Below are 25,568 nucleotides of genomic sequence, written 5' to 3' on the forward strand. Positions count from 1 at the left end.
GCCGATCCCCTCTGGCCTCGACACCGCCGATCGCACCGACGCCTCCCGGCGCCTGTTCGAGCGGGCGTCCGCTGCGATCCCGGGCGGGGTGAACTCACCGGTCCGGGCGTTCACCTCGGTGGGGGGCACCCCGCGGTTCCTCGTCTCGGCCACCGGTCCCTGGCTCACCGATGCCGACGACCGCACTTACGTCGACCTGGTCAGCTCGTGGGGACCCATGATCCTCGGGCACGCGCACCCCGCGGTGGTCGACGCCGTGCGTGCCGCCGCCGTCCACGGCCTGTCGTTCGGAGCGCCGACGCCCGCCGAGGTCGACCTGGCCGAGGAGATCATCGGGCGGGTCGCGCCCGTCGAGCAGGTCCGGTTGGTGAACTCCGGCACCGAGGCCACGATGAGCGCCATCCGGCTCGCACGCGGCATCACCGGCCGGCGCGTGATCGTCAAGTTCGCCGGCTGCTACCACGGCCACGTCGACGCGCTGCTCGCGCAGGCGGGCTCCGGTGTGGCCACGCTGGGCCTGCCCACCAGCCCCGGTGTCACGGGCGCGCAGGCCGCCGACACGGTCGTCCTGCCCTACAACGACCTCGACGCCGTGCGCGCGGTCTTCGCCGAGCGCGGCGACGAGATCGCTTGCGTCATCACCGAGGCCGCAGCCGGCAACATGGGCGCGATCGCACCGCGTCCCGGCTTCAACGCGGGCCTGCGCGAGATCTGCCACGCGGCCGGTGCGCTGCTCGTGGTGGACGAGGTGATGACCGGGTTCCGGGTCTCCCCGGCCGGCTGGTTCGGCCTCGACGGGGTGGCCGGGGACCTCTACACGTTCGGCAAGGTCATGTCCGGTGGTCTGCCCGCCGCGGCGTTCGGCGGGTCGGCAGCGCACATGGCCCACCTCGCACCGGCCGGGCCCGTCTACCAGGCCGGCACGCTCTCCGGGAACCCCGTCGCCGTCGCCGCCGGGTTGGCGACGCTGCGCCACGCCGACGCCGCCGTCTACGCCGCGCTGGACGCCAACGCCGCCCGGCTGGGCGGGCTCATCGGCGACGCGCTGCGCGCCGCGGGCGTGCCACACCGCGTCCAGCTCGCGGGCAACCTGCTCTCGGTGTTCTTCACCGAGGACGAGGTGCACGACTACGCAGGCGCGCAGGCCGCAGCCACCTGGCGGTTCCCGGCCTTCTTCCACGCGCTGCTGGACCGGGGCGTCTACGCGCCGCCGAGCGCGTTCGAGGCCTGGTTCGTCTCGGCCGCCCTGAACGACGACGCCTGGCAGGCCATCGCCGACGCGCTCCCGGCCGCCGCGCAGGCCGCGGCGACGGCGACGCCTCCGGCGGAGGCGTCGCAATGAGCGATCCGATGCCCCCCGCGCGCACCGTGGTGCACCTGCTGCGCCACGGTGAGGTGCACAACCCCACCGGCATCCTCTACGGCCGGCTGCCCGGATTCCACCTGTCGGAGAACGGCCGCAACCAGGCCGAGATCGTGGCGAAGGCGCTCGCCGAGGTGGACGTCACGGCCGTGCTCGCCTCGCCGCTGCAGCGCGCTCAGGAGACGGCTGCGCCGCTCGCCGCCGCGCACGGCGTCGAGGTGCGCACGGACGACGGCCTGCTCGAAGCGGAGAACAGCTTCGAGGGCAAGACCGTCTCCGTCGGCGGCGGGGCGCTGCGCAGCCCGCGGTACTGGCCACTGCTGCGCGACCCGTTCACCCCCTCGTGGGGCGAGCCCTACCTGCGGATCGCGCATCGGATGCTCGCCGCCGTACACCGCGCGCGGGACCTGGCCGAGGGTCACGAGGCGGTGTGCGTGTCGCACCAGCTGCCGATCTGGACGCTGCGTCGCTTCGTCACCGGGCAACGGCTGTGGCACGACCCGCGGCGCCGGCAGTGCGCGTTGGCGTCGGTGACGTCGCTGGTGTTCAGCGGCACCGAGCTCACGCAGCTGCGCTACACCGAACCGGCCGGCGCCAGCGACCCCGGCCAGACGGGCGCATGAACCGGCTGCGGGCCGCGGCCCTCGCCCTCGTCGCGCTGCTCCTCGCGGGCTGCTCGGGCACGCAGGAAGCAGTGGCCACCGGCGGGGATTTCCAGTTCGTCGCTCCCGGCGGCCAGACCGAGATCTTCTACGACCCCCCGGAGAGCCGGGGCACGGTCGACGGCATCACCGGCGAGAGCCTGCTGCACGAGGGCACCACGATCGGGCTGGCGGACCACGCCGGGAAGGTCGTGGTGTTCAACATCTGGGGTTCGTGGTGCGGCCCGTGCCGCGAGGAGATGCCCGACCTGCAGTTCATCGGCGAGGAGACCGGCGCGGTGGTCCTCGGGGTCGACGTGCGGGACGCCCGGCAGGACGCGGTCGACTTCGTCCGCAACCGCGGCATCACCTTCGACTCGATCTTCGACCCGCCTGCCCGCGCGCTGGCCGGCCTGTCGGGCTACCCGCGCAACGTCGTCCCGTCGACGATCGTGTTCGACAAGCAGCAGCGGGTGGCGGCGGTCTACTTGAAGAAGATCCGGGTGGCCGAGCTGATCCCGGTGGTGCAGCGCCTGCAGGCCGAGCCACCCGCCACCGTCTGACCCAGCGACACGGCTGCACCTACACCTACACCCCGACTCGCCCACGGCCACACCCCGACTCGCGGAGTTCCCGCGAGTCGCGCCCTCACCCCCGCGAGTCGCGCCCACACCCCGCGAGTCGCGCGCTCACCCCCGCGAGTCGGGCGCCAGATGTACGTGTGTCGCGAGGTCATCGCGGTGGCGGGCGATCGACTACACGTTGTAGAACCCGGTGCGAGGGCCTGATAGCACGCGGCCTACTCTCATGAGCGATGGACCCCTCGACCGCGCTCGCCGTCTCCGGCCCGCTGCTGGTCGCGGCCGCCGTGGCCGTGCTGGCGGGCGCCGTGAGCTTCGCGTCGCCGTGCGTGGTCCCGCTCGTGCCCGGCTACCTCGCCTACCTGGCGGGTCTCGTCGGTGCCGACGCCCCGCCCGCCACGCTCGCGCAGGCAGGGGAGCGGCGCACGGGGAAGTGGCGGGTGGCCGGGGCGGCCGTCCTGTTCGTGGCCGGTTTCACCGTGGTCTTCGGCGCGATCCTCACCGGCGTCGTCTGGCTGTCCGACGTGCTCGTCACCAACGAGGCCGTGCTGCAGCGGGCAGGCGGCGTCGTCATGATCGTGATGGGGCTGGCGTTCGTCGGGCTGGTCCCGCTGTTGCAACGCGAGCGGCGCGTGCACTGGGTGCCGCGCGCCGGCGTCTGGGGCGCGCCGCTGCTGGGTGCGGTGTTCGGCCTGGGGTGGGTGCCGTGCATCGGCCCGACGCTCGCGGGCGTCGTGGCGGTGGCCGCGGGCACCGGTGGCGGCTCGCTGCGCGGCGTCGTGCTCACGCTGGCCTACTGCGCCGGGCTCGGGCTGCCGTTCGTGCTGATCGCGCTGGGCGCCGCGCGCGCCGTCCGTGCGCTGGGATGGCTGCGCCGTCACACCCGCACGATCCAGATCATCGGCGGGGTGCTCATGGTGGCCGTCGGGGTCCTGCTCCTCACCGGGGCATGGGGTGCCCTGCTCGCCCGGATGCAGGTGTCCGTCGCCGGCTTCGTCCCGGTGCTGTAGCGATGGCCGCGCCCACCGATACCGCGACACCCGCGCAGCAGGACCCCGACTCGCGGGGGTCTGGGCGCCGACTCGCGGCGGTGTGGGCTGTGGTGCGCAACGGCTGGCGCGGGCTCACCTCGATGCGCACGGCGCTCGTGCTGCTGTTCCTGCTCGCGCTCGCTGCGCTTCCCGGCGCCCTGCTGCCGCAGCGCTCGCTCAACCAGCAGCTCGTCGACCAGTACTTCGCCGACTACCCCTGGCTCGCGCCCACGCTCGACCGCCTCGGGTTCTTCGACGTCTTCGCCGCGCCGTGGTTCGCCGCGATCTACCTGCTGCTGATGGTCTCGCTGGTCGGCTGCGTCCTCCCGCGGACCCTCGAGCACGCCGTGGTGCTGCGCGCCGAGCCGGTCGCCACGCCGCGCAACCTGGCCCGGATGCCGCACCACGGCGCGGCCACGCTCGACGCAGGCCTCGACGAGGCCACCGAGCGCGTGCGGGCCCGGCTGCGCGGGTGGCGCCGGGTCGAGCGGTCCGACGGGGCGGGACGCACGATCTCCGCGGAGAAGGGCTACCTGCGCGAGGCCGGCAACCTGCTGTTCCACCTGAGCCTCATCGGCCTGCTGGTCGGCTTCGGCGCCGGCAAGCTCGTCGGCTACGAGGGCCAGGTCATCGTCATGTCCGGGGGCGGCCAGTTCTGCAACACCGGCATCCTCGGCTACGACTCGTTCCGCGCCGGTCTGAACGTCGACGGCACCGGCCTCACCCCGTTCTGCATCCGGCTCGACGACTTCGAGGCCGAGTTCCAGCCGAGCGGGCAGGCCGAGCGGTTCCACGGCACGCTCTCCTACCAGAGCGCCGAGGACGTCGAGGCGGGCCGCTTCGACGAGTGGCGGACCCACGAGCTGGAGGTCAACCACCCGCTGCGGCTCGACGGCCACCGGGTCTACCTGCTCGGCCACGGGTACGCGCCGCAGTTCACCGTCACGTTCCCCGACGGGCAGCAGCGCACCGGCGGGATCCAGTGGCGACCGGTCGACCAGGCCACGATGCTGTCCGAGGGCGCCACGAAGTTCGAGCCGCCCGGTGTCACCGACGAGGCGCAGCGCCGGGAGTCCCAGCTCGCGATCACCGGGCTGTTCGCCCCTACGAGCTCCGGTGGCAAGGTCGTCACGTCGGTGTTCCCCGGGTTGCTCGCCCCCGAGGTCGCCGTCGACGTGCTGCGCGGCGACCTCGGCCTCGACGACGGCCGCGGTCAGTCGATCTTCCAGGTCGACCAGAAGATGGTCGAGTCGGGCGAGCTCCAGCAGGTGGCCCGCGCCAACCTCGTACCGGGGCAGTCGCTCACGCTGGACGACGGCACCGTGGTGCGCTTCGACAGCGTGGAGGACTGGGCCTACCTGCAGGTCAGCTACGACCCGGGGCAGCAGGCCGTGCTGGTCTTCGCCGTGCTCCTGCTCGCGGGGCTCGGGCTGTCGCTGACGATCCGCAGGCGCCGGTTCTGGGTGCGGCTCACCCCGACCGATGACGGCGACCGCACGGCCGTGGAACTCGGCGGGTTGGCCCGCACGGACCGGGCCGGCTACGGCGAGGAGTTCGACCGCATGCGCGCGGACCTGCTCGACGAACCGATCACCGCACGATCCGAGGAGAGCTGATGCTCGCGGAACTCGCCCTCTACAGCGACCGCCTCTTCGTGGCGGCCGCCGCGATCTACGCGTTCGCGATGGTCCTGCACGCTGTGGAGTTCGCAGCCGGCCGGGCGAAGACGTCCGTGCTGGTGGGCGCGGGTGGCCCGGAGACCGGGACCGACACGACCCCGGACGCTGCGCAGGCGCCTCGCCGAAGCCGGGCCGAGCGGTTCGGCCGGATGGGCGTGGCGCTGGTCGTGCTGGGCGCGCTGCTGCACACCGCGTCGATCGTGACCCGTGGCATGGCCGCCGAGCGGTGGCCCCTGGGCAACATGTACGAGTTCCTCTCGGCGATCTGCCTCGCCGCGGTCGTCACCTGGTTGGTCGTACTCCGCCGCGCACCGGCGTCGCGCCCGGCCGGGCCGTTCGTGCTGCTGCTGGTGATGGTCCTGATGCTGCTGGCCGACTCGGTGCTCTACGCGCCCGCCGGGCCCGTGGTGCCGCCGCTGCGTTCCTACTGGATGAGCATCCACGTCAGCACGATCAGCATCTCCTCGGGCCTGCTGCTCGTGGCGGGCGTCGCGAGCCTGCTGTACCTGCTGCGTCTCACCGACGCGCTGCCGAAGGCCACCGAGAAGCTGCCCACCGCCGACGCGCTCGACCGGCTCGCCTACCGCGTCACGATCGTCGCGTTCCCGCTGTTCACGTTCGCGATCATCACCGGGGCGATCTGGGCGGAAGCCGCCTGGGGACGCTTCTGGGGGTGGGACCCGAAAGAGACCGTCGCGTTCGTCTCCTGGGTGATCTACGCGGCGTACCTCCACGCCAGGGCGACGGCGGGCTGGCGCACCGGTCGGGCGGCGTGGGTCAACGTGGCCGGCTTCGCTACGATTCTCTTCAACCTGTTCTTCATCAACATGGTCGTCGCCGGTCTGCACTCGTACGCCGGGGTGGGCTGACACCGCGTGACGTGGTGCCACCCGACCGCGCCTCGACCGCGGGCACACATCCGACTACCGTCGGCGTCCGTGTGGGGGTTCAACGGTCGACTCAACGGGTTCGGCGGGATGCATTGATGACAGAGCGTGAATCCGGGAACGAGCAGGACTACCCGGACGGCTCGGTGGGCCGCTACGTGCGTGAACGGTGGGGTGCATCCCCTGCGGGGGCCGCCGCCGCGCAGGTCGCCCCAGCCGATCCGCCCGCGCCGCGGCGGCAGCCGGACCTCGAGTCCGTACGGCCCGCCGCGGCGGCACGCGACCTCGAGCCGTCGCTTGCCCGCCCCGTGCCGGCCGGGCAGGTCGGCGACAACGGGGGCGCTCTGCCGGCGGCGGGGCGGACGGCGGGCGAGGAACCGGCGGCCGACGAACCAACGGCGGCTGAGCCGCGCACCCCTCCGCGCGGTACCGCCCGCTGGACCGACCCCGGCGCTGTCGCCGCGCAGGAGGCTCAGCGCGCCCGCAGTGCGCATGCGCGCGGTGCCCATGCCCGTGCCGAGGATTCGGGGCAGCGACCCACCGACCTGGCCACGGCGCGCGTGCTGCGTCCCAGCCGGCGCCCGCCGCAGTCCGGGTGGCGCCGGTTCGTCTACGTGGCGTCGAGGCGGATGATCAACCCGGGCGAGAGCCCTGCCGACGTGCGCAAGCGGGAGCTCACCGCCCGCGTCAACCAGCCGCTGATCGGCTGCCACAAGATCGCGATCTTGAGCCTCAAGGGCGGCGTCGGCAAGACCACGGTCACGGCCACGCTGGGTGCCACGTTCGCGTCCCTGCGCGGCGACCGCGTGGTGGCGGTGGACGCGAACCCCGACCGGGGCACGTTGAGCCAGAAGATCCCGCTCGAGACCAGTGCCACCGTGCGCAACCTGCTGCGCGACGCGCAACGCGTGCGCCGCTACACCGACGTACGGGCCTACACCTCCCAGGGCACGTCGCGGCTGGAGGTCCTCGCGAGCGAGCAGGACCCGGCGGTGTCGGAGGCGTTCAGCGAGGACGACTACCGACGCACGGTCACCCTGCTGGAGCACTTCTACAACATCGTGCTCACCGACTGCGGTACCGGCCTCATGCACTCGGCGATGTACGGGGTGCTCGGGCTCGCGGATCAGCTGATCATCGTGTCGTCCGGTTCGATCGACGGGGCGCGCAGCGCGTCGGGAACCATGGACTGGCTCGACGCGCACGGCCACGGTGACCTGGTGCGGAACGCCGTCGCGGTGATCAACTGCGTGCACCGCTCGGCGGGCGGCGTGGACCTCGCCAAGGTGGGCGAGCACTTCGCGGCACGGTGTCGCACCGTGGTGCGTGTGCCGTTCGACGCACACCTCGAGGAGGGGGCGGAGGTCGACCTCGACCGCCTCGAACCCCACACGCGCTTGGCGCTGCTGGAACTGGCGGCCTCCGTGGCCGACGCGTTCGAGGGTGTGCCCGCCTGAGGGTGGCGGGCACCGCCCTCAGGAGCCGGGCGGCTCGTCGCGCCTGCGGACCTTCTCGTCGAGTTGACGCAAGAAGTCGGGATCGTCGTCGGGGCCGCTGACCCGGGCCGGCCGGCCCGGGCGGACCACCGGCCGTTGCCGCTGTGGCTGCGGGAACTCGACGGCGCCGGAGTTCATCGCCTTCCACAGCACCAGAGCGATGATCGCGGCGCCGACGAATGCGATGAGGAAAAGCATTGTCGAACCACCTCCGACGTCGAGGTTAGCCGAGGACGTGCGGCGTCGGGGTGAAGTCCGGCCCGGTGCTGTGAGCGGAGGCGACTCAGGGACGGGCGGGCGGCAGGGTGGCCTCGCTCGTGAGGTCGGCCAGCATGCTGCGCACCTCGGACTCGCGGAAGCGCCGGTGGCCGCCCGGGGTGCGGATCGAGCCGATCCGCCCGGCGGAGGCCCAGCGCGTGACGGTCTTCGGGTCGACCCGGAAGAGCGCGGCCACCTCACCGGGAGTGAGCAGTCGTTCGGTGCTGCCGGCGTGGACCGTGGTCGACATGCATGACCTCCCAGAGCGAGGATGTTTCCGGGTCATCGTGACACCTCGGACCCCGGGTACTCGAACGGTTGTCCGGAGGTAAAGGGCTCTTAAAGGACGAACCGGACACGCGGGCATCGCACTCCCGCGACCGGGGCGTCGGCCACGGTCGTACCCTCGGGGCATGTCCTCGCGCACTCCGACCACCGGGCAGCCGGGGCTGGCTGCCACCGTCGGGCTCTACACGGGCGCCCGCGTGGCGCTGGTCGCCGTGGTGGCGGCGCTGCTGCTGCTGGCGGGAGTGCCGATGCTCATCGCGCTGCTCGTGGCGCTGATCGTCGCTCTACCGCTGTCGATGGTGCTGTTCCGCGGGCTGCGCAGCCGCCTGGACGGTGCGCTGCACGTCGCGCGCGAGCGGCGTGCGCAGGAGCGGGAGGCGCTGCGGGCGCGGCTGCGCGGGGACGTCCCCGCGGGCGCCGAACACGCAGACACCGAACACCCAGACACCGAACACCCAGACGCATCGGACGGAGCCGCGTCAGACGAACCGGCCGACCGCGAGGCCGACCGCGGTCAGCACTGACCAGGCGAGCAGCAGCACGCCGGTCTGGGCCAGCACGCGGATCAGGTCGGTGCCCTCGGCGCCGCGCAGGACGTCCCGGACGGGCACCACGGCGAACGGCACGGCCAGCAGCGCGATCAGCATCGACCAGCTGCGCAGCCCGGCGCCCGCCGACAGCAGGAACGGCAGCAGCATCATCCCGGCGTAGAGGCGGCGGGTGTCGCGGTCGCCGAGGAAGACCGCCAGCGTGCGCTTGCCCACGGCGGTGTCGGTGGGGATGTCGCGCAGGTTGTTGGCCACGAGTACGGCGCTGGTGAGCATGCCCACCCCGACCGCGGTGACCACGGCGAGCGCCCCCGGCGGCCCGCTCTGGGTGTACACGGTGCCGAGCACGCCGACGAGCCCGTAGAACACGAAGACGGCGATCTCGCCCAGGCCGAGGTACCCGTAGGGGTGGGAGCCACCGGTGTAGAACCAGGCGGCGACGATGCAGAGCGCCCCGACCGCGATCAGCCACCACTGCTGCGTGAGCGAGACCAGCGTCAGCCCCGCCAGCCCGGCGATCGCGAGGCTCGCGATCGCGGCGGCCCGCACGGTGGACGGCGCGGCGAGGCGGGAGCCCACCAGCCGCAGCGGCCCCACCCGCTCGTCGTCGGTGCCGCGGATGCCGTCGGAGTAGTCGTTGGCGTAGTTGACGCCGATCATCAGCGACACGGCGACGAGCAGCGCCAGCACCGCGCGTCCGGGGGCGATGACACCGTGCCCCATCGCCGCTCCGGTGCCGGCGATGACGGGGGAGAGGGCGGTCGGCAGGGTGCGCGGTCGAGCACCCTCCACCCACTGCGCGAGCGTGGCCACGCAGGAACGTTATCCCGCGGCCGTATCCGCCTCGCCGGGAGTCTCGTGGCCCGCCCGCGACACGCGTGCACCCAGAGCCCGACTCGCGGGGGGAGGGGGGCGTTCCTCCCGCGAGTCGGGGTCTCGATGCACGCATGTCGCGGCGCGGATGCGTGTCATGGCCTGCCGCAGGCCACGGCCTGCTCCAGGTCGGGGACCGCCGAGGCCTCGAGGTACTGGTCGGTCCCGATGCGCAGCCACCGGTCGTCGCCGTCCTCCAGCACGCACGTCACGGGCACGGCGGCGTGCTCCACGGCGACCCCGACGACCTCGGCGGCCGCGTCGGGGGCCGCGAGCACATCGGTGTCCACGTCGACCCGGGACAGCCGTTCGGTGCCCGTCCACAGGTAGTCCACGGTGACCCAGGCGTTGTCCTTCAGACCCAGCGCGTCCCAGAACAGGCCGTCGCCCAGGTCGATGCCCGACGGGTTGGCCACCCGCCGGCCGTACTGGTCGCGCCCGCCGTTGTACCCGTCCTGGTGCGCGGCCTGCGCCTGCGGCACGCCTCGGGGCAGGTCGCGCCACTCCTGGCGCCGGGAGGGCGGGTTCCAGTAGTCGTCGCGGGTGTTCCACGGCCCCACGTCCCAGACCGGGGCGAAGGCGCAGCGCCCCGTCCGCGCGCACACCTTCACCGTGTAGTCGCTGCTGCCGCGCGGGGAGAGCGCACGGCGCGAGGGCAACGCGGCGAAGTGGTCGCGCGGGCGGATGACGTGCCCGTTCGCGGTGGTGCCGCCGACGAGCCCTTCCCGCGTGGCGAACACGCGGTAGGAGAGCGCCTCCGCCGCCTCCTCACCCTCGGTGTGGCCCGGTGGAGCCGGATGGGCGGTGAGGGTCACCGAGCGGACGACGGGCCCGGCGGCCGGGTCGCCCGCGAGTACCAGCCGGCCCTGCACCTCGGTGCCGGCGACGGGGAGGGCCACCACCCGCTCGGTCCCGTCCGTCGCGGCGGGTACCCACTCCGTCCAGCCGCCGCTGCTGCGGCGGGTCCGGACGTCGACGGTGGCGGTCGCCCCGGGCGGGACGTCGGCGTCGACCGCCGCGACGACCCGGTTCGTGGCGTGCTCCAGCCGGCGCGCGGGGAACGTCAGCAGGCCGGTCGGGCGCACCGTCGTCTCGGGCGCGGCCCGCTCGTCGGCGCCCCCCTCGGTCGCGGCGGGGAACGCCGTCCGCGGATCGAGGCGGGCCGCCGTGCCGTCGAATGCGATGCCCGCGGCCTCACCGGCCGGAAGGTCCGCGGGCCACGAGGGCGGCGGATCGGCGGCCGCGGCGGGCCCGACCGTGCCGAGGGCGAGGCTGCCCGCGATGCCCAGCACCGCGGTCGCCGTTGCCCACCTCATGCGTCCCCCTGGTGCGCCTGTGACGGGAGTACCTGTCCGGGACGGAGCACAACGGATGAGACGGGCGGGGTCAATCAACGCAGAGTGAGCGCCCCGATGAGGTGTAGTCCGAAGTCACCCGTCACGGTGGTGTGGACGAGTGAGGATCTGGGCAGCAGCCGTGCGGTCGGGCTTCCCGATGCCCCGCAGCGGGATCGCGGGCACGGCGCGCAGGAGCCGGGGCACGGCCGCACGGCCGAGTTCCGCCCGGACCGCGGCCCGGAGTCGCTCGGCGAGTGCGGGGTCGAGTGGGCGCGCCGGGTCGTCCCCCTCCGGTACGACGACGGCCGCCACGAGCCGGCCCCACTCGGGGTCCGGGATCCCGACCACGCACGCGGCGGTGATCCCGGCCTGGGCCGCCAGCACGCGCTCCACCGCGGCGGGAGCGACGTTCTCCCCACCTGTGACGATCACGTCGTCGGCGCGGCCGAGCACCTCGAGGTGCCCCTCGTGCCAGCGCCCGAGGTCGCTCGTGCGGAACCACCCGTCGGCGAAGGCAGCTGCGGTGAGCGCGGGGGCGTCGAGGTAGCCGTCGGCGAGCGTGGCACCGCCGAGCCGGATGCGGCCTCCCGCGTCCAGCGCGACGCGCACGCCGTCGAGGGGGCTCCCGTCGTAGACGCAGCCGCCTGCCGTTTCGCTCATCCCGTACGTCGTGACGACCGCGACGCCCGCGTCACGCGCGCGCTCGCGCAACGCAGCGGCGAGCGCGGCCCCGCCGACGAGCACGGCGTCGTAGCCGCGCAGCGCGTCGAGGGCGGCGCCACCGGCGTCGAGGATCCGGGCGAGCTGGGTGGGCACGAGGCTGGTGCAGCACCGTCCGGTGCCCAGCTTGCGCGTCGCGGCGGCGAAATCCTCGGGCCGGAACCCGGCGCGCAGGTCCTGCACGACGGGCGGCGCACCCGCGAGCAGGGACCGGACCACCACCTGCACCCCCGCGACGTGCTGCGCCGGCAACGCGAGCAGCCAGCGCGCGGACCCGCCGAGCCGTGCCGCGGTGGCCAGCGCGGACGCCCGCAGCGCGGCGGCGGAGAGCACCACGTGCTTGGCGTCGCCCGTGGAGCCGGAGGTGGCGATCACGAGCGCCGCGGCGGGGCCGGGCTCGGCGGTGGCGGCCGGGTCGCCGGGCCCGAGCGGCAGCACGGCCGGGCCGCCGTCGAGGGCGGCACCCACGGCGGCGACGAGCGCGCGGGTTGCGGCGGGCGAGCCGTCCACGGGCAGCACCCGCAGGCGACTCATCGCACGGCCTCGTGGCGGAGCGCGAGACCCGTGTACCCGCGGCGCAGGCTCGCGGGCGGGGTCAGTAGTGCCACGGGTAGGCCGCCCAGTCGGGGTCGCGCTTCTGCAGGAACGCGTCCCGGCCCTCGACGGCCTCGTCGGTCATGTACGCCAGGCGCGTGGCCTCGCCGGCGAACAGCTGCTGCCCGACCAGCCCGTCGTCGATCAGGTTGAAGGCGTACTTGAGCATCCGCTGCGCCGTGGGCGACTTGCCGTTGACCTCCCTCGCCCACTCGAGGGCGACCTTCTCCAGATCGGCGTGCGGGACGACCGCGTTGACCGTGCCCATCCGGTGCGCGTCCTGCGCGGAGTACTCGCGTCCGAGGAAGAAGATCTCGCGGGCGACCTTCTGACCCACCTGCCGCGCGAGGTACGCCGAACCGAAGCCGCCGTCGAAGGAGCCGACGTCGGCGTCGGTCTGCTTGAAACGGCCGTGCTCGGCACTGGCCAGCGTCATGTCGCAGACGACGTGCAGCGAGTGCCCGCCACCCGCGGCCCACCCCGGCACCACCGCGATCACGACCTTCGGCATGAACCGGATGAGGCGCTGGCACTCGAGGATGTGCAGCCTGCCGGCGCGGGCCGGGTCGACCGTCTCGGCGGTCTCGCCCGACGCGTACTGGTAGCCGGTGCGGCCCCGGATGCGCTGGTCGCCGCCGGAGCAGAACGCCCAGCCGCCGTCCTTGGGTGACGGCCCGTTGCCCGTGAGCAGCACGCAGCCGACGTCGGGGGTCTGGCGGGCGTGGTCGAGCGCGCGGTACAGCTCGTCGACGGTGCCGGGGCGGAACGCGTTGCGCACCTCCGGCCGGTCGAACGCGATGCGCACGGCTCCGGTGTCGACGGCGCGGTGGTAGGTGATGTCGGCGAAGTCGAAACCGTCGACCGGCCGCCACGCGGCGGGATCGAACAACTCCGACGGGGCAGCGGTGTCCACGGGACCGAGCCTATGCGGGAGCACCGTCCGGGCGGGGTGCCGGCCGCGGCAGCAGCCGCGCGGCTGCGCGGCCCGACCACTGCACCAGCACGAGCGTGGCGTCGTCGCGCAGTTCGGCGCCGCGGTGCTCGCGCACGGCGTGGGCGAGCCTGCGCAGCGTCTCCGGGGCGGGGAGGCCGCCGGCCGCCGCGTGCTCGGTGAGCGCGATCAGCCGGTCGAGGCCGAACTCCTCGCCGTCGGCGTCGCGGGCCTCCTCCACGCCGTCGCTGTAGAGGAGCACCAGGTCGCCCGGCTCCAGGAACTCCTCGGCCGGTTCGGTGGTCTGCGGTGCCAGCGACGCGAGACGCCCGAGCGGCATGCGCCGCGCGCCCTCCAGCGTGCGCACCGCCCGGCCGGCGCGGACCAGCACCGGGGCCGGGTGCCCGGCGACGAGGTAGCGCAGCCGCCCCGTGTCGACGTCGAGCCGGGCCAGCACGGCGGTGACGAAGCGGTGGTCGCTGAACTGCTCGGTGAGGGCGGCGTCGACGCGCCCGGCCACGCCCGCGAGGTCGTGGTTCTCGCGGCGTGCCGTGCGCGAGGCGGCGAGCGCGACCGAGGTGGTGAGGCCCGCGCTCAGGTCGTGGCCGGACGAGTCGAAGATCGCGAAGTAGGCATCCGTGGCCCCGACCGCGTAGTCGAACGCATCGCCGCTGACGTCGTAGGCGGGCTCGAGCACGGCGGCGAGCGCCAGCGAGTCGGTGCCGACGGTCAGCGGCGGCAGCAGCTGCCACAGCAGCTCCCCCGCCACCGACATCGGCTGCCGGCGTCGCGTCGTGACGAGCAGGTCGCTCTGCTGGAGCTTCGACACGAGGATGTGGGCGACGGTGTCGCTGAAGACGACGCACAGCGCCCGCAGCCGCGCGTCGGGGTCCGGGGCGTCGGGTGCGAGGCGCACCCGGAGCAGCCCGAGCCGCTCGGCGCCGTCGACCAGCGGGACCCAGAGCACGCGGTGGCCGTCCCCGTCGTGCTCGCCCAGCACCGCTCCCAGCTGGTACGCCCGGCCGGGCGTCGTGTCATCGACCCGGACCGCGGCCCCTGCGTCGGGACGCAGCGGCCGGAGCTCGAGCTGCTCGTGGTCGACGAGGTGCAGCTCGGGGCGCAGTTGCAGCGGGGCGAGGACCTCGTCGAGGGTGGGCGCGATCGAATCGCCGGTGAGCAGGTGGGAGCGCTTCAGCAGCGCGAGGAGCGCCCGCTGCCACTGCGCGTCCAGCCCGCTCACCGGAGTGCGCGGTGGCGCATCGGGGTTCGCCTCCTCGTTCCGCGGCTCGTGGGCCGGATCTCCGGTTCCGGCTACCCCGGCAGCACCACGTCCACGCCTCGACGCCCGTGGCCTCCCGGGGACAGGCTCCCGGACGACCGGTTTCGGGAGCAGCGCGACGGTGACCCCGCGCGAGCGACATCGCCGAGCCCAAGAGGAGTACGGATGTTCCTCCACCGCCAGGAACTGCAGTTCAAGTCCACGCCGGACAAGCCGGATGCCGTTTACGCCCGCAAGCTGCAGGAGGTGCTCGGGGGGCAGTACGGCGAGATCACCGTGGCGATGCAGTACATGTTCCAGGGCTGGAACATGCACCTGCCCGGCAAGTACCGCGACCTGGTGTTCGGCATCGCCTCGGAGGAGATCGGGCACGTCGAGATGCTGGCCACCATGATCGCCCAGCTGCTGGAGAAGGCGCCGCTGGGCATCACGAGCGACGCGGTGCAGGACGACCCGACGGTGGCCGCGATCGTGGGCGGCACGGACGTGCAGCACGCGATCGTCGCAGGCGCGGGTGCACGTCCCGTCGACAGCAACGGCAACCCGTGGCAGGGCACCTACATCACCGCCAGCGGCAACCTGTTGGCGGACTTCACGTCCAACGCCAACGCGGAGATGCAGGGGCGGATCCAGGTGGCGCGGCTCTACCACATGACCGACGACGCCGGGGTGCGCGACCTGCTGTCGTTCCTGCTCGCCCGCGACAACATGCACCAGAACCAGTGGATCGCCGCGGCCCGGGAGCTGCAGGAGGAGGGCTACGAGACGCTCCCGACCCCGAGCAACTTCCCGCTGTCCAAGGAGCACCAGGCGGTCTCCTACCAGTACCAGAACTTCAGCGACGGCGCGGCGGCGGCCGAGGGCAGCTGGGCCTCCGGTCCGACGCCCGACGGCAAGGGCAAGTTCAGCTATCACGAGGGCCCGACGACGACGGCGCCGATGCCCCCGCCCACGCGTCCCGACGCGCGCATGTACGGCACGACCGACGTCCCGAACCCGGTGGAGAAGGCGGCCGGCACCGCGCAGGACAAGCTCCACAAGGAGTGACGGCACCGACGAACGGCCCTCTCGTCGACCGGTGCTGACCGGGAGGCGTGCTCGACCTAGATCGTTCCGAGATCCAGCTGATCGCCCTTCGAGGGGCGATCAGCGTGATCTCGGAAGGATCATCGGCGCGTGATCGGTCCGAGGTCGACCTCAGCGCCCTGTCGAGGGCGAACAGCTCGATCTCGCAACGATCAGCGCCGCAGTCCGGACGTGCGGCGCGCTCGTCGGTTCCCGGCGCGGATGCGAGTCGTATGTTGGGCTCCTCCCGGCTCGCTCATGTACTTCTCGCGCGCCGGCTGGCCGTCATGATCGCCAGGAGTGGTGTGAGGGCGACAGATCTGTCGCTGTGGCACCACTTTCGCTGATCATGGCGCCCGTGAAATCTCCTATGGGCGCGCCGTTCCCGGCTCGAGACCACTGCCTCGCACCCGCCCTGGCCTTCGGCGCAGTCGGCCGGGTCCCCCTGCTCCTGCCCGTCGGTGGGGTGGTCGGGATTCGGGGCGTGTTCAGCGTCATGATCGGCGGGATCGGGACATGCGCCGCAGGGGTGCAGCTCATGTCCCTGGTCTACTGATCAAGGCCGCTTCGGAGGGGTTCGACAACGGCACCACAGCCAGTCGAGCGGGCACCCGGCCGCGACGGACTCGTCCAGAACGGGCCTGGGCTAGTCGGGAACGGCCGCCCGGACGACCACGGTATTCGTGGGTTGTACCCCACCCGGTCACCCTCGACCCGACCCCGGCCTGAACGGAAGCATCCGCATGGCGGTGGTCGTCTCCTCCTGGGAGATCGAATGCTGCGCGCCCGTCGTCGGCGGGTGAACGAGCTGGATCCTGGCGTCCACCGCCCCTCGAACCACTGACCGGAGCTCGACTGCGACCGACCAGCCAGGTCGGCGCCGCGGCCCGTCGACCTGGCTGGTCGACGGGCCGGTGGAGCGGGCACGAAGGACGTCGTCGAACCCTGGTCATGCGGTGGCGCGAGGCAGCCGCGGCTGAATCCGCAGGAAGACGACCGGCCGATGAGACCGGGTGGGCTGCTGGACCTGATCGTGCCGTAGGTCGTCAGGCGGTGGGGCGCTCCAGCGTCACGAGCAGCCCGTCCACCCCGCCGGGGCCGATCCGGCCCTTCACCTCGGTGGACGTGATCGCCTTCAGCTGCCAGCCCTGCTGCGCCTCGTCGTTCAGCAGGTTCTCCAGCTTGTCGGCGGAGAGCTTCCCGCCGATCATGCTCTCGCGCAGCTGCAGGACCCGGTACTCGTATCTGGCCATGGGACCAGGCTGCCATGATCCGCTGGCAGTATCGGCGGGGTGCACACCCTCGCGAAGGGCGCGAACGCCCCGCTCCCGCCCGGTCCGGTCGCGGTGCGCGTCTCCGCCGGTGCCACGGTGGACGTCTCCGCGCTGCTGGTCGCGTCGTCGGGGAAGGTGCGCGGCGACGCCGACTTCGTCTTCTACAACCAGCCCGAGGCGCCCGGTGTCCGGTACCGCCCGGACGGCGTGGACATCGAGCCCACGGCCGTGGACCCGGAGGTCGAGAAGGTCGTCGTCACCGCGAGCCTCGACACGGGCACGTTCGGCGCCCTCGGGGCGCTGCGCCTGGACGTCGCGGTGGGTGGCGAGCCGGTGGCCGTGTTCGAGCCCGGCGGGCTCGGTGCCGAGACGGCGCTGCTGTGCGTGGAGGTCTACCGCCGTGACCGGCAGTGGAAGGTGCGCGCGGTGGGGCAGGGGTACGCCTCCGGGCTGGCGGGCATCGCCACCGACTTCGGCATCACCGTCGACGACGAACCGGCGCCCGTGCAGACGTCGAAGGTCACCCTCGACAAGGGCAGGGTGTCGCTCGAGAAGCGCCAGACCGTCTCCCTGACCAAGGGTGGTGCCCCGGCGCTGCGCCGCGTCGCGATGGGTCTGGGCTGGGACCCGGCGGCGCGCGGGCGAAGCGTCGACCTGGACGCCTCGGCGATCCTCGTCGGCACCGACGGGCGAAAGGCCGACGCCGTCTGGTTCATGAGCAAACAGGCCCTCGGCGCCACGGTGCAGCACTCCGGCGACAACCTCACCGGGCACGGGGCGGGTGACGACGAGACGATCACGGTGGACCTCGCAGGGCTGCCGGACAGCATTGCGGCGATCGTGTTCGTCGTGAACTCGTTCCAAGGGCAGGAGTTCACGGCCGTGGCGGGGGCGTACTGCCGGCTGGTCGACCTCGCGTCCGGGTCCGAGATCGTCCGGTTCGACCTGACCGAGTCGGCGCCGCGCACCGGAGTGGTGATGAGCGTCCTGCGCCGGGCGGGCGCGGCCTGGGAGATGACCGCGATCGGCGAGTTCCACGACGGCCGCAGCGCCCGGTCGATGTTCGGCGTGGCGGAGGACGTGGTGCGCGGGCTCACCTGATCCATCGATCAGTGCGCACAGTTTGACGGTTCAGACCCGGGGTGCCACCGTCAGGAGATCCCTCCCTCAGTGTCGAGAGGATCATGATGGCGACCGCGAACAAGGTGAGCGTGATCCCCTGCGGAGCGATGACGGCCGACTTGACCTGGCTGTTGCTCAAGCCGGGACGCTCGATCACCGACCGCAACCACAAGGACGGCCCGGCGCCCTGGGTCGACGTCCCCAGCCACTGCGTGCTGGTGGAGACCGACGAGGGCAAGCTGCTGTGGGACACGAGCTGCCCGCGTGACTGGGAGGAGCGCTGGGGCCCGACGGGGCTGCAGGACTTCTTCCCCTACGACCACGTGAGCGAGGAGGAGTACCTCGACTCCCGGCTCCACCAGATGGGCGTGGGCCTCGACGAGATCGACTACGTCGTCCTGTCGCACCTGCACTTCGACCACGCGGGCAACGCGCAGATGTTCAAGGACACGAACGCGAAGCTGGTCTGCAACCAGCGGGAGAAGGACTTCGCGTTCGGGTTCGAGGGCCTGTTCACCGGCGCGCACCTCAAGACCGACTACGAGGGCCTCGCGTTCGAGACCGTCAGCGGCGACACCGACTTCCTCCCCGGCGTGCGGCTGATCGAGACGCCCGGCCACACCGTCGGCACCATGTCGATGCAGGTGGACCTGCCCGACTCGGGCACGATGATCTTCACCTCCGACGCGGTGTACATGGGCGAGAGCTACGGGCCGCCCGCCACTCCGGCCGCCATCGTCAACAACCTCGAGGACTTCTACTCCTCGGTGGAGAAGCTGCGCGGCATCCAGGAACAGACCGGCGCCACGATGGTGTTCGGCCACGACGCCGAGCAGATCCACCAGCTACGGGTCGCACCGGAGGGCTCCTACACATGACCGATGTCGATCTCACCGAGGAAACCATCTTCACCTGGGGCGCGCCGCCGCTGAAGTTCGGTGCGGGCGCCTCCGACGAGGTCGGTTTCGAGATGTCGGGCTATGGCGTGCGGCGGGTGCTGATCGTCACCGACCCGGGCATCCACGCCATCGGCATCCCCGAGCGCATCGCCGACAACCTGCGCCGCTACGACATCCAGGCGGAGATCTTCGACGGCGTCCACGTCGAGCCCACCGACGACTCGATGAACAAGGCCACCGAGTACGCCCGTGCCCAGGGTCCGTGGGACGGCTTCGTGGCGGTCGGGGGCGGGTCGGCGATCGACACGGCCAAGGCCATCAACCTGCTCACCAGCCACCCCGGCGAGCTGATGGACTACATCAACAAGCCGATCGGGGGCGCGAAGACGCCGCCCGGGCAGCTCAAGCCGCTCGTCGCCATCCCGACCACGGCCGGCACCGGCTCGGAGTCCACGGCCATGTGCGTGCTGGACATCCTGTCGATGAAGGTCAAGACCGGGATCAGCCACTGGCGGCTGCGGCCCACCCTCGCGGTGATCGACCCGCTGCTGACCATGTCGCTGCCGCCCGAGGTCACGGCGGCGTCCGGGATGGACATCGTCTGCCACGCGCTCGAGTCGTACACGGCGCGCTGGTACACCACCTTCGACCGCAAGAAGCCCGAGGAACGGGTCACCTACTGCGGCTCGAACCCGGTGTCGGACCTGTGGTGCGAGAAGTCGATGGCGCTGCTCGCGCAGTCGTTCCGGGACGCGGTGCACCGCGGCGCCGACGACGTCGAGGCGCGGTCGAACATGATGATGGCCGCGACGTTCGCCGGCATGGGCTTCGGCAACTCCGGCGTGCACATCCCGCACGCCAACGCCTACCCGATCGCCGGGATGGTGAAGGACTACCGGCCCGTCGGCTACCCGCAGGAGGAGCCGATGGTGCCGCACGGCCAGTCCGTGTCGCTGACGGCGCCGGAGGCGTTCCGGTTCTCCTTCGACAGCGCCCCCGACCGGCACCTGAGGGCCGCGGCGATGCTCGACCCGCGGGCGGACAAGGTCAACGACGCGCGCGAGCAGCTCCCGTCGGTGCTGGTCTCGCTGATGCGCGACATCGGGATCCCGAACGGCATCGGCGGTGTCGGCTACACCGAGGCCGACGTGCCCGACCTGGTCCCCGGCACGATGAAGCAGCAGCGGCTGCTCGCCACCTGCCCGCGGACCCCCACAGAGGACGACATCGCCGACATCCTCACGAAGTCCGTCGAGAACTGGTAGCAGATGCCGATCTACGTCTACCGCTGCGAGTGCGGCGAGCGGTTCGAGCGGCTCGTCCCGCTCGACGCACCCGCGCCGGGCTGCCCGGCGTGCGGCGGCAGCAGCCAGAAGATCCCGGCCGGCCCCAGCCTCCTGGGCCAGGCGAACGCCGGTCTGGCGAAGGAGCAGATGCCGCAGACGTGGCGCGGCACGCACGAGGGCAGCCGGGAGTACGTCACCGGCTTGCGGCGCCAGTGGGACCGGCGCCAGCGGCTGGAGGCGAAGCACCCGGAGCTGGCGGGCGACCAGCGGCCGATCATCGCGCACGAGGGCCGCTTCCACGGAGCACCGCTGCGGGCGGGCGACCCGATGCCCGGGGCGACGACGGGCCACGGACATGGCCATGGCCACGGCCACGATGCACCCAAGCCCCTACCCCCACCCCCCGCCTCCGGCGAGAGTTCAGGAAAGCCACTTTCCTGACCCCCCGCGCGGCCGCTCGGGTGGGTGACCTACCTCGCCGGTAGTACCACCTCCGCGCCGGGTAGACAGGCACCATGTCGCAGGTACCGAACATCCGTCTCAACAACGGCGTGCAGATCCCGCAGTTCGGGTTCGGCGTCTTCCAGATCGAGCCGAGCGAGACGGCCGGGGTCGTGCGCGCGGCGTTCGATGCCGGCTACCGCCACATCGACACCGCGCAGGGGTACGGCAACGAGGAGGGCGTCGGGCAGGCGGTCCGGGAGTCCGGGCTGTCGCGCGAGGAGGTGTTCGTCACCACCAAGCTCAACAACCCCCGGCACGGCTACGACGAGGCCATCACCGCGCTCGACGAGAGCCTGGAGAAGCTGGGCCTCGAGTACGTCGACCTCTTCCTGATCCACTGGCCGCGGCCGCAGGCCGACCTCTACGTGGAGACGTGGCGCGCCTTCGAGAAGATCGCGTCCGACGGCAGGGCGCGCTCGATCGGCGTCTCGAACTTCCAGGTGCCGCACCTCGAGCGGCTGGCGGCCGAGACGGGCACCGTGCCGGCCGTGAACCAGATCGAGCTGCACCCGCTGCTGGCGCAGGAGCAGCTGCGTGCCTACCACCGCGAGCACGGCATCGCGACCGAGGCCTGGAGCCCGATCGGCAAGGGCCGTGAGCTGCTGCAGGACGAGCGGCTCGTCTCGCTCGCCGAGAAGTACGGGAAGAGCCCCGCGCAGATCGTGCTGCGCTGGCACATCCAGCTGGACAACATCGTGTTCCCGAAGTCGGTCACGCCGTCGCGGATCCGCGAGAACATCGAGGTGTTCGACTTCGAGCTCAGCGCCGACGACGTCGCGACGATCGACGAGCTCGACAACGGCACGCGGCTCGGTCCCGACCCGGACACCTTCGGCTGACCCACCCCACCGTGCGAGCCGCGCCGGGCACGCCTACCGTGGCGCGGCATGTTGGCAATCACCGATGTCGCGGCCGAAGCCATCAAGACACTGACCACTGATGCCGAGCTGCCCGACGGAGGCGGGCTGCGCATCTCGGCCCCCGACCCCGAGCAGGGACTGGAGCTGTCCCTCGCGGGTCAGCCCGGCACCGACGACGTCGTGCTGGCAGGCGACGGGGTGAGCGTCTTCCTCGAGCCCGTCGTGGCGCAGGTCCTGGAGGACAAGGTGCTCGACGTGCAGCCGGTGGCCGGTGCCGATGGCGAGCAGGAGCTGCGGTTCGCCATCGGAGTCCAGGAGCAGCCGGAGCAGTCGGAGCAGCCGCAGGCCTGACCCGTAAACCCACGATCGTCCCGCGGGGCGGTCCCGCCGGCACCACTCGGTCGGCGGGGCCGCCCCGCGGTCGTGTCCGCTCCTTGTTCGAGGTGAACCGGTTGAGTAGCGTCCGCCCCGTGATGCGCGACGATCTCGGCAACGTCCACGAGGCCTCCAACTCACTGCGGCACGTGGGGCTGACCAGCGGCTGCGGTGTCGACTGGGCCGTGCAGGCCGGGGCCGGGCCCGTTCCGGCCGAGCTCGCCGCGCTGCGGTCCGCGCAGCCCGCGACGGTGCCGGGTGAGGTGCACACCGACCTCATGGCCGCGGGCGTCGTCCCGGACGTCTTCGACGGCGACAACGAGAGCGCGCTCGCCTGGATCGGGCGCACCGACTGGACCTACCGGGCCGAGTTCGGCTGGAAGCCCGACGGCGCGGCGCGTCAGGAGCTGGTCGCCGAGGGCCTCGACACGATCGCCACCGTCTCCCTCAACGGCACGGAGCTGGGCCGAACCGCCAACCAGCACCGCACGCACCGCTTCGACGTCACCGGTGTCCTGCAGGCCGGCACGAACGAGCTCGTGATCGCGTTCGCCGCCCCGGTGGACGCCGCGGAGCGGCTGTCGCAGGAGATCGGGCCGCGGCCGTACGTCAACCAGCACCCGTACAACGCCATCCGCAAGATGGCGAGCAACTACGGCTGGGACTGGGGCCCGGACGTCGCCGGCGTCGGGGTCTGGAAGCCGATCCGCATCGAGTCCTGGAGCGACGTGCGCATCGCCTCGGTGCGCCCCCTGGCGAGCGTCGACGGCGAGCGCGGTGTGCTGGACGCGCACGTCGAGCTGGCCTGGACCGACGCTCCCGGCACCGCGGCGGCCACCGTCACCGTGCAGATCGGTGAGGCCACCGCCACCGCCACCGTCCCGGCCGGACAGACGTCGGTGCTGGTCACCGCCGTTGTCGAGGACGTGCGGCGGTGGTGGGCGCGCGGGCACGGCGAGCAGCCGCTCTACCCCGTCGGCGTGGAGGTGAGCGGCGCAGGCGGTGTCGCGGACACCTGGGACGGCCGCGTCGGTTTCCGCACGGTGACGCTCGACGTCGCCCCCGACGAGCACGGCGAGCCGTTCACGATCGCGGTCAACGGCGAGCCGGTGTACGTCCGCGGCGCCAACTGGATCCCCGACGACGCGTTCGTCACCCGCCTCACGTCGGAGACCTACCGGCGCGGCGTCACCGACGCCGTCGACGCGGGCATGAACCTGCTGCGCGTGTGGGGCGGCGGGATCTACGAGAGCGAGCACTTCTACCGCGCCTGCGACGAGCTGGGTGTGCTGGTCTGGCAGGACTTCCTGTTCGCCTGCGCCGCGTACGCCGAGGAGGAGCCGCTGCGCGGCGAGGTCGAGGCGGAGGCGCGGGAGGCCGTCACGCGGCTGTCGCAGCACGCGAGCCTGGCACTGTGGAACGGCTGCAACGAGAACATCTGGGGCTACGCGGAGTGGGGGTGGCGCCGTCCGCTCGCCGGCCGGTCCTGGGGCGCGGGCTACTACATGGACGTGCTGCCGGGGATCGTCGCCGAGCTCGACCCGCGCACGCCGTACTCGCCCGGCAGCCCGTACTCGTTCAGCCCGTTCCTGCACCCGAACGACGCGCGCAGCGCAACCATGCACCTCTGGGACGTGTGGAACCAGGTCGACTACGCCGTCTACCGCGACCACGAGCCCCGCTTCGCCGCCGAGTTCGGGTTCCAGGGTCCGCCCGCCTGGTCGACGCTGACGTCCGTGGTGCACGACGAGCCGCTCGACCCGTACGGCCCGCAGATGCTCGTGCACCAGAAGGCCGCCGACGGCAACGGCAAGCTGGAGCGCGGGCTCGGCGCGCACCTGCCGCGCTGGCGTGACATCGACGAGTGGCATTGGTCCACGCAGCTCAACCAGGCCCGCGCCGTGGGCTTCGGCATCGAGCACTTCCGCAGCCTGTTCCCGCATAACACGGGCTCGGTGGTCTGGCAGCTCAACGACAACTGGCCGGTGATCTCCTGGGCGGCGGTCGACGGCCACGGCATCCGCAAGCCGCTCTGGTACGTGCTGCGCCGCGTCTACGCCGACACGCTCGTCACCGTCCAGCCCCGCGACGGGGTGCCGGTGCTCGTGGTGCACAACGACTCGCCGCGGGAGTGGTCGGCGCAGCTCACCGTCGCCCGGCGGCGCACCGGCACCGGGAGCGCGGTGCTCGCGAGCGAGACGCTGCCCGTCACGGTCGGTGCCCGCAGCGCGGTGACGGTGCCGCTGCCGACCGCGCTCGCCACCCCCGACGACCCTGCGGCGGAGTTCCTCCAGGTCGGCGCGGACACGTTCTGGTACTTCCGGGAGGACCCCGAGCTGGAGCTGGTGCCCACGGCCGACGCCGTCACCGTGGAGGTCGACGGCGGCGACGTGCGCGTCACAGCGACGGCGCTGGTCAAGGACCTGTGCCTGTTCCCGGACCGGCTCGACGCCGCGGCGCGGGTCGACTCCGGCATGGTCACGCTCGTCGCCGGCGGGAGCCACGTCTTCACGGTGACGGGCGCTGATGTGGACGTGGCGGCGTTGGCGTGCCGACCGGTGCTGCGCGCCGCGAACGACCTGACTCGTCCACTCATCTGACAAGTAGTCCGTCCGGGGCTACTGTTCGCACGTGGAACACCGCTACCTCGGCCGCTCCGGCCTCAAGGTCTCCGAGATCACCTACGGCAACTGGCTCACCCACGGCTCGCAGGTCGAGAACGACGCTGCCACCGCGTGCGTGCGCGCCGCCCTCGACGCCGGGATCACCACGTTCGACACCGCGGACGCCTACGCGAACGGCGCCGCCGAGACCGTGCTCGGTGAGGCGCTGAAGGGCGAGCGGCGCGCGTCGCTGGAGATCCTCACGAAGGTCTTCTGGCCCACCGGCCCGAAGGGCCCGAACGACTCGGGGCTCTCCCGCAAGCACATCATGGAGTCGATCGACGGCAGCCTGCGCCGGCTGCAGACCGACTACGTCGACCTCTACCAGGCCCACCGCTTCGACGTGGAGACACCGCTCGAGGAGACGATGCAGGCGTTCGCCGACGTCGTCCGCTCCGGCAAGGCGCTCTACATCGGTGTGAGCGAATGGACCGCGGCGCAGCTGCGCGACGGCCAGGCACTCGCGCAGGAGCTCGGCTTCCGCCTCGTGTCCAACCAGCCCCAGTACTCGATGCTGTGGCGGGTGATCGAGGGCGAGGTCGTGCCGGCCTCGGAGGAGCTGGGCGTCAGCCAGATCGTCTTCTCCCCGATCGCGCAGGGCGTGCTCACCGGCAAGTACCAGCCGGGTGCCGCGCCGCCTGCGGGTTCTCGTGCCACCGACGAGAAGGGTGGCGCCAACATGATCAAGCGGTGGATGGACGACGACACGCTCACCCGCGTGCAGGCGCTCCAGCCGGTCGCCTCCGACCTCGGCCTCTCGATGGCCCAGCTCGCCGTGGCGTGGGTGCTGCAGAACGACAACGTCGCGAGCGCGATCATCGGCGCGAGCCGCCCCGCGCAGGTGGCCGACAACGTCGAGGCCAGCGGCGTACGCCTGGACCCGGAGGCGCTCAAGCGAGTGGACGAGGCCCTGGGCGAGAAGGTGGAGCGGGACGCGAGCAAGACGCAGAGCCCGCCGACCCGCCCGAGCTGACCGACGGGACGAGCGGCACTCTCGTCGGCTAGGTAGCGACG

26 protein-coding genes are annotated in these 25,568 nt (G+C 72.4%); 18 read left to right on the plus strand and 8 right to left on the minus strand.

Annotated elements, in window-relative coordinates; genetic code table 11:
• The first annotated feature begins 4 nt into the window (after positions 1 to 4).
• The 7 genes from hemL (at position 5) to CFP66_RS19745 (ending at position 7,639) form a co-directional block, all read left to right on the plus strand.
• Positions 5 to 1,342, plus strand: a complete 1,338-nt coding sequence (gene hemL, locus CFP66_RS19715; protein ID WP_198961572.1) for a glutamate-1-semialdehyde 2,1-aminomutase — start codon at positions 5 to 7, stop codon at positions 1,340 to 1,342.
• A gap of 8 nt (positions 1,343 to 1,350) precedes the next feature.
• A complete protein-coding gene (locus CFP66_RS19720; protein ID WP_094926824.1) occupies positions 1,351 to 1,986 on the plus strand; it encodes a histidine phosphatase family protein in 636 nt (211 codons plus the stop codon).
• Complete coding sequence (locus CFP66_RS19725; RefSeq protein ID WP_094926398.1) at positions 1,983 to 2,567, plus strand: TlpA disulfide reductase family protein; 585 nt, start codon at positions 1,983 to 1,985, stop codon at positions 2,565 to 2,567. The genes CFP66_RS19720 and CFP66_RS19725 overlap by 4 nt, the downstream gene beginning before the upstream one ends.
• Positions 2,568 to 2,818: 251 nt before the next feature.
• Positions 2,819 to 3,595 carry a cytochrome c biogenesis CcdA family protein gene (locus CFP66_RS19730; RefSeq protein ID WP_094926400.1) on the plus strand — a complete coding sequence of 259 codons (777 nt, stop codon included), beginning with the start codon at positions 2,819 to 2,821 and terminating at the stop codon, positions 3,593 to 3,595.
• Positions 3,596 to 3,597: 2 nt separating this feature from the next.
• Positions 3,598 to 5,232, plus strand: a complete 1,635-nt coding sequence (locus CFP66_RS19735; RefSeq protein WP_094926402.1) for a cytochrome c biogenesis protein ResB — start codon at positions 3,598 to 3,600, stop codon at positions 5,230 to 5,232.
• Positions 5,232 to 6,164 carry a c-type cytochrome biogenesis protein CcsB gene (gene ccsB, locus CFP66_RS19740; RefSeq protein WP_198961559.1) on the plus strand — a complete coding sequence of 311 codons (933 nt, stop codon included), beginning with the start codon at positions 5,232 to 5,234 and terminating at the stop codon, positions 6,162 to 6,164. Before CFP66_RS19735 ends, ccsB begins: the two co-directional genes overlap by 1 nt.
• A 116-nt stretch (positions 6,165 to 6,280) precedes the next feature.
• The gene (locus CFP66_RS19745; RefSeq protein WP_094926406.1) at positions 6,281 to 7,639 is read left to right on the plus strand and encodes a MinD/ParA family protein; all 1,359 of its coding nucleotides are present in this window, start codon (positions 6,281 to 6,283) and stop codon (positions 7,637 to 7,639) included.
• Between the two features lie 18 nt (positions 7,640 to 7,657).
• Here CFP66_RS19745 and CFP66_RS19750 read toward each other — a convergent pair whose 3' ends face one another.
• Positions 7,658 to 7,876: a hypothetical protein gene (locus tag CFP66_RS19750; protein ID WP_094926408.1), complete on the minus strand. Its 219-nt coding sequence runs from the start codon at positions 7,874 to 7,876 to the stop codon at positions 7,658 to 7,660.
• Positions 7,877 to 7,961: 85 nt separating this feature from the next.
• Complete coding sequence (locus CFP66_RS19755) at positions 7,962 to 8,186, minus strand: BldC family transcriptional regulator (RefSeq protein WP_094926410.1); 225 nt, start codon at positions 8,184 to 8,186, stop codon at positions 7,962 to 7,964.
• A gap of 163 nt (positions 8,187 to 8,349) precedes the next feature.
• On the opposite strand from CFP66_RS19755, the gene CFP66_RS19760 reads away from it, so the two are divergent.
• The gene (locus CFP66_RS19760; RefSeq protein ID WP_094926412.1) at positions 8,350 to 8,748 is read left to right on the plus strand and encodes a DUF4229 domain-containing protein; all 399 of its coding nucleotides are present in this window, start codon (positions 8,350 to 8,352) and stop codon (positions 8,746 to 8,748) included.
• On the opposite strand, the gene CFP66_RS19765 is transcribed toward CFP66_RS19760, so the two are convergent.
• The 5 genes from CFP66_RS19765 to CFP66_RS19785 all read right to left on the minus strand — a co-directional run bounded on the left by CFP66_RS19765 (position 8,704) and on the right by CFP66_RS19785 (position 14,467).
• A complete protein-coding gene (locus CFP66_RS19765) occupies positions 8,704 to 9,585 on the minus strand; it encodes a 1,4-dihydroxy-2-naphthoate polyprenyltransferase (RefSeq protein ID WP_094926414.1) in 882 nt (293 codons plus the stop codon). The genes CFP66_RS19760 and CFP66_RS19765 overlap by 45 nt on opposite strands.
• Before the next feature lie 155 nt (positions 9,586 to 9,740).
• Entirely contained in the window at positions 9,741 to 10,961 is a 1,221-nt protein-coding gene (locus CFP66_RS19770; RefSeq protein WP_143517309.1) for a hypothetical protein, read from the minus strand.
• Between the two features lie 114 nt (positions 10,962 to 11,075).
• Positions 11,076 to 12,236, minus strand: a complete 1,161-nt coding sequence (menE, locus tag CFP66_RS19775) for an o-succinylbenzoate--CoA ligase (RefSeq protein ID WP_094926418.1) — start codon at positions 12,234 to 12,236, stop codon at positions 11,076 to 11,078.
• Between the two features lie 61 nt (positions 12,237 to 12,297).
• Positions 12,298 to 13,209: a 1,4-dihydroxy-2-naphthoyl-CoA synthase gene (locus CFP66_RS19780; protein WP_094926420.1), complete on the minus strand. Its 912-nt coding sequence runs from the start codon at positions 13,207 to 13,209 to the stop codon at positions 12,298 to 12,300.
• A gap of 10 nt (positions 13,210 to 13,219) precedes the next feature.
• Positions 13,220 to 14,467 carry a PP2C family protein-serine/threonine phosphatase gene (locus CFP66_RS19785; protein ID WP_094926422.1) on the minus strand — a complete coding sequence of 416 codons (1,248 nt, stop codon included), beginning with the start codon at positions 14,465 to 14,467 and terminating at the stop codon, positions 13,220 to 13,222.
• Between the two features lie 204 nt (positions 14,468 to 14,671).
• Between CFP66_RS19785 and CFP66_RS19790 the strand changes: the two genes are divergently transcribed.
• Positions 14,672 to 15,553 (plus strand): manganese catalase family protein, encoded by an 882-nt coding sequence (locus tag CFP66_RS19790; RefSeq protein WP_094926424.1) that lies wholly within the window; start codon positions 14,672 to 14,674, stop codon positions 15,551 to 15,553.
• 376 nt (positions 15,554 to 15,929) lie between these two features.
• A complete protein-coding gene (locus tag CFP66_RS19795; protein ID WP_143517310.1) occupies positions 15,930 to 16,127 on the plus strand; it encodes a hypothetical protein in 198 nt (65 codons plus the stop codon).
• A 490-nt stretch (positions 16,128 to 16,617) separates the two neighbouring features.
• On the opposite strand, the gene CFP66_RS19800 is transcribed toward CFP66_RS19795, so the two are convergent.
• Positions 16,618 to 16,824, minus strand: a complete 207-nt coding sequence (locus CFP66_RS19800; RefSeq protein WP_094926430.1) for a DUF4177 domain-containing protein — start codon at positions 16,822 to 16,824, stop codon at positions 16,618 to 16,620.
• A 39-nt stretch (positions 16,825 to 16,863) separates the two neighbouring features.
• Between CFP66_RS19800 and CFP66_RS19805 the strand changes: the two genes are divergently transcribed.
• The 8 genes from CFP66_RS19805 (at position 16,864) to CFP66_RS19840 (ending at position 25,527) form a co-directional block, all read left to right on the plus strand.
• On the plus strand, positions 16,864 to 17,946 hold the full coding sequence (locus CFP66_RS19805) for a TerD family protein (protein WP_094926433.1): 1,083 nt from the start codon (positions 16,864 to 16,866) through the stop codon (positions 17,944 to 17,946).
• Positions 17,947 to 18,074: 128 nt separating this feature from the next.
• Entirely contained in the window at positions 18,075 to 18,845 is a 771-nt protein-coding gene (locus tag CFP66_RS19810; RefSeq protein WP_233159561.1) for an N-acyl homoserine lactonase family protein, read from the plus strand.
• Positions 18,842 to 20,131 carry a hydroxyacid-oxoacid transhydrogenase gene (locus CFP66_RS19815; protein WP_094926439.1) on the plus strand — a complete coding sequence of 430 codons (1,290 nt, stop codon included), beginning with the start codon at positions 18,842 to 18,844 and terminating at the stop codon, positions 20,129 to 20,131. The genes CFP66_RS19810 and CFP66_RS19815 overlap by 4 nt, the downstream gene beginning before the upstream one ends.
• A gap of 3 nt (positions 20,132 to 20,134) precedes the next feature.
• Positions 20,135 to 20,593: an FmdB family zinc ribbon protein gene (locus CFP66_RS19820; RefSeq protein ID WP_094926441.1), complete on the plus strand. Its 459-nt coding sequence runs from the start codon at positions 20,135 to 20,137 to the stop codon at positions 20,591 to 20,593.
• Between the two features lie 74 nt (positions 20,594 to 20,667).
• Positions 20,668 to 21,495 (plus strand): aldo/keto reductase, encoded by an 828-nt coding sequence (locus tag CFP66_RS19825; RefSeq protein WP_094926443.1) that lies wholly within the window; start codon positions 20,668 to 20,670, stop codon positions 21,493 to 21,495.
• Positions 21,496 to 21,543: 48 nt separating this feature from the next.
• Positions 21,544 to 21,867, plus strand: a complete 324-nt coding sequence (locus CFP66_RS19830; RefSeq protein WP_094926445.1) for an adhesin — start codon at positions 21,544 to 21,546, stop codon at positions 21,865 to 21,867.
• A gap of 122 nt (positions 21,868 to 21,989) precedes the next feature.
• Positions 21,990 to 24,491 (plus strand): glycoside hydrolase family 2 protein, encoded by a 2,502-nt coding sequence (locus CFP66_RS19835; RefSeq protein WP_094926447.1) that lies wholly within the window; start codon positions 21,990 to 21,992, stop codon positions 24,489 to 24,491.
• Between the two features lie 31 nt (positions 24,492 to 24,522).
• On the plus strand, positions 24,523 to 25,527 hold the full coding sequence (locus CFP66_RS19840; RefSeq protein ID WP_094926449.1) for an aldo/keto reductase family protein: 1,005 nt from the start codon (positions 24,523 to 24,525) through the stop codon (positions 25,525 to 25,527).
• Positions 25,528 to 25,568 lie beyond the last annotated feature (41 nt).

The sequence above is a fragment of the Pseudonocardia sp. MH-G8 genome (assembly GCF_002262885.1).
Taxonomy (GTDB): domain Bacteria; phylum Actinomycetota; class Actinomycetes; order Mycobacteriales; family Pseudonocardiaceae; genus Pseudonocardia.

Excerpts from the sequence above, each read along its gene's own strand:
- CFP66_RS19800 (WP_094926430.1), bottom strand. The coding sequence starts at position 16,824 with ATGGCCAGATACGAGTACCGGGTCCTGCAGCTGCGCGAGAGCATGATC.
- CFP66_RS19815 (WP_094926439.1), top strand. The coding sequence starts at position 18,842 with ATGACCGATGTCGATCTCACCGAGGAAACCATCTTCACCTGGGGCGCG.
- CFP66_RS19720 (WP_094926824.1), top strand. The coding sequence starts at position 1,351 with ATGCCCCCCGCGCGCACCGTGGTGCACCTGCTGCGCCACGGTGAGGTG.
- ccsB (WP_198961559.1), top strand. The coding sequence starts at position 5,232 with ATGCTCGCGGAACTCGCCCTCTACAGCGACCGCCTCTTCGTGGCGGCC.
- CFP66_RS19745 (WP_094926406.1), top strand. The coding sequence starts at position 6,281 with ATGACAGAGCGTGAATCCGGGAACGAGCAGGACTACCCGGACGGCTCG.
- CFP66_RS19760 (WP_094926412.1), top strand. The coding sequence starts at position 8,350 with ATGTCCTCGCGCACTCCGACCACCGGGCAGCCGGGGCTGGCTGCCACC.
- CFP66_RS19750 (WP_094926408.1), bottom strand. The coding sequence starts at position 7,876 with ATGCTTTTCCTCATCGCATTCGTCGGCGCCGCGATCATCGCTCTGGTG.
- CFP66_RS19835 (WP_094926447.1), top strand. The coding sequence starts at position 21,990 with ATGCGCGACGATCTCGGCAACGTCCACGAGGCCTCCAACTCACTGCGG.
- CFP66_RS19810 (WP_233159561.1), top strand. The coding sequence starts at position 18,075 with ATGACGGCCGACTTGACCTGGCTGTTGCTCAAGCCGGGACGCTCGATC.
- CFP66_RS19770 (WP_143517309.1), bottom strand. The coding sequence starts at position 10,961 with ATGAGGTGGGCAACGGCGACCGCGGTGCTGGGCATCGCGGGCAGCCTC.
- CFP66_RS19735 (WP_094926402.1), top strand. The coding sequence starts at position 3,598 with ATGGCCGCGCCCACCGATACCGCGACACCCGCGCAGCAGGACCCCGAC.
- CFP66_RS19730 (WP_094926400.1), top strand. The coding sequence starts at position 2,819 with ATGGACCCCTCGACCGCGCTCGCCGTCTCCGGCCCGCTGCTGGTCGCG.
- CFP66_RS19790 (WP_094926424.1), top strand. The coding sequence starts at position 14,672 with ATGTTCCTCCACCGCCAGGAACTGCAGTTCAAGTCCACGCCGGACAAG.
- CFP66_RS19820 (WP_094926441.1), top strand. The coding sequence starts at position 20,135 with ATGCCGATCTACGTCTACCGCTGCGAGTGCGGCGAGCGGTTCGAGCGG.
- menE (WP_094926418.1), bottom strand. The coding sequence starts at position 12,236 with ATGAGTCGCCTGCGGGTGCTGCCCGTGGACGGCTCGCCCGCCGCAACC.
- CFP66_RS19825 (WP_094926443.1), top strand. The coding sequence starts at position 20,668 with ATGTCGCAGGTACCGAACATCCGTCTCAACAACGGCGTGCAGATCCCG.
- CFP66_RS19755 (WP_094926410.1), bottom strand. The coding sequence starts at position 8,186 with ATGTCGACCACGGTCCACGCCGGCAGCACCGAACGACTGCTCACTCCC.
- CFP66_RS19725 (WP_094926398.1), top strand. The coding sequence starts at position 1,983 with ATGAACCGGCTGCGGGCCGCGGCCCTCGCCCTCGTCGCGCTGCTCCTC.
- CFP66_RS19830 (WP_094926445.1), top strand. The coding sequence starts at position 21,544 with ATGTTGGCAATCACCGATGTCGCGGCCGAAGCCATCAAGACACTGACC.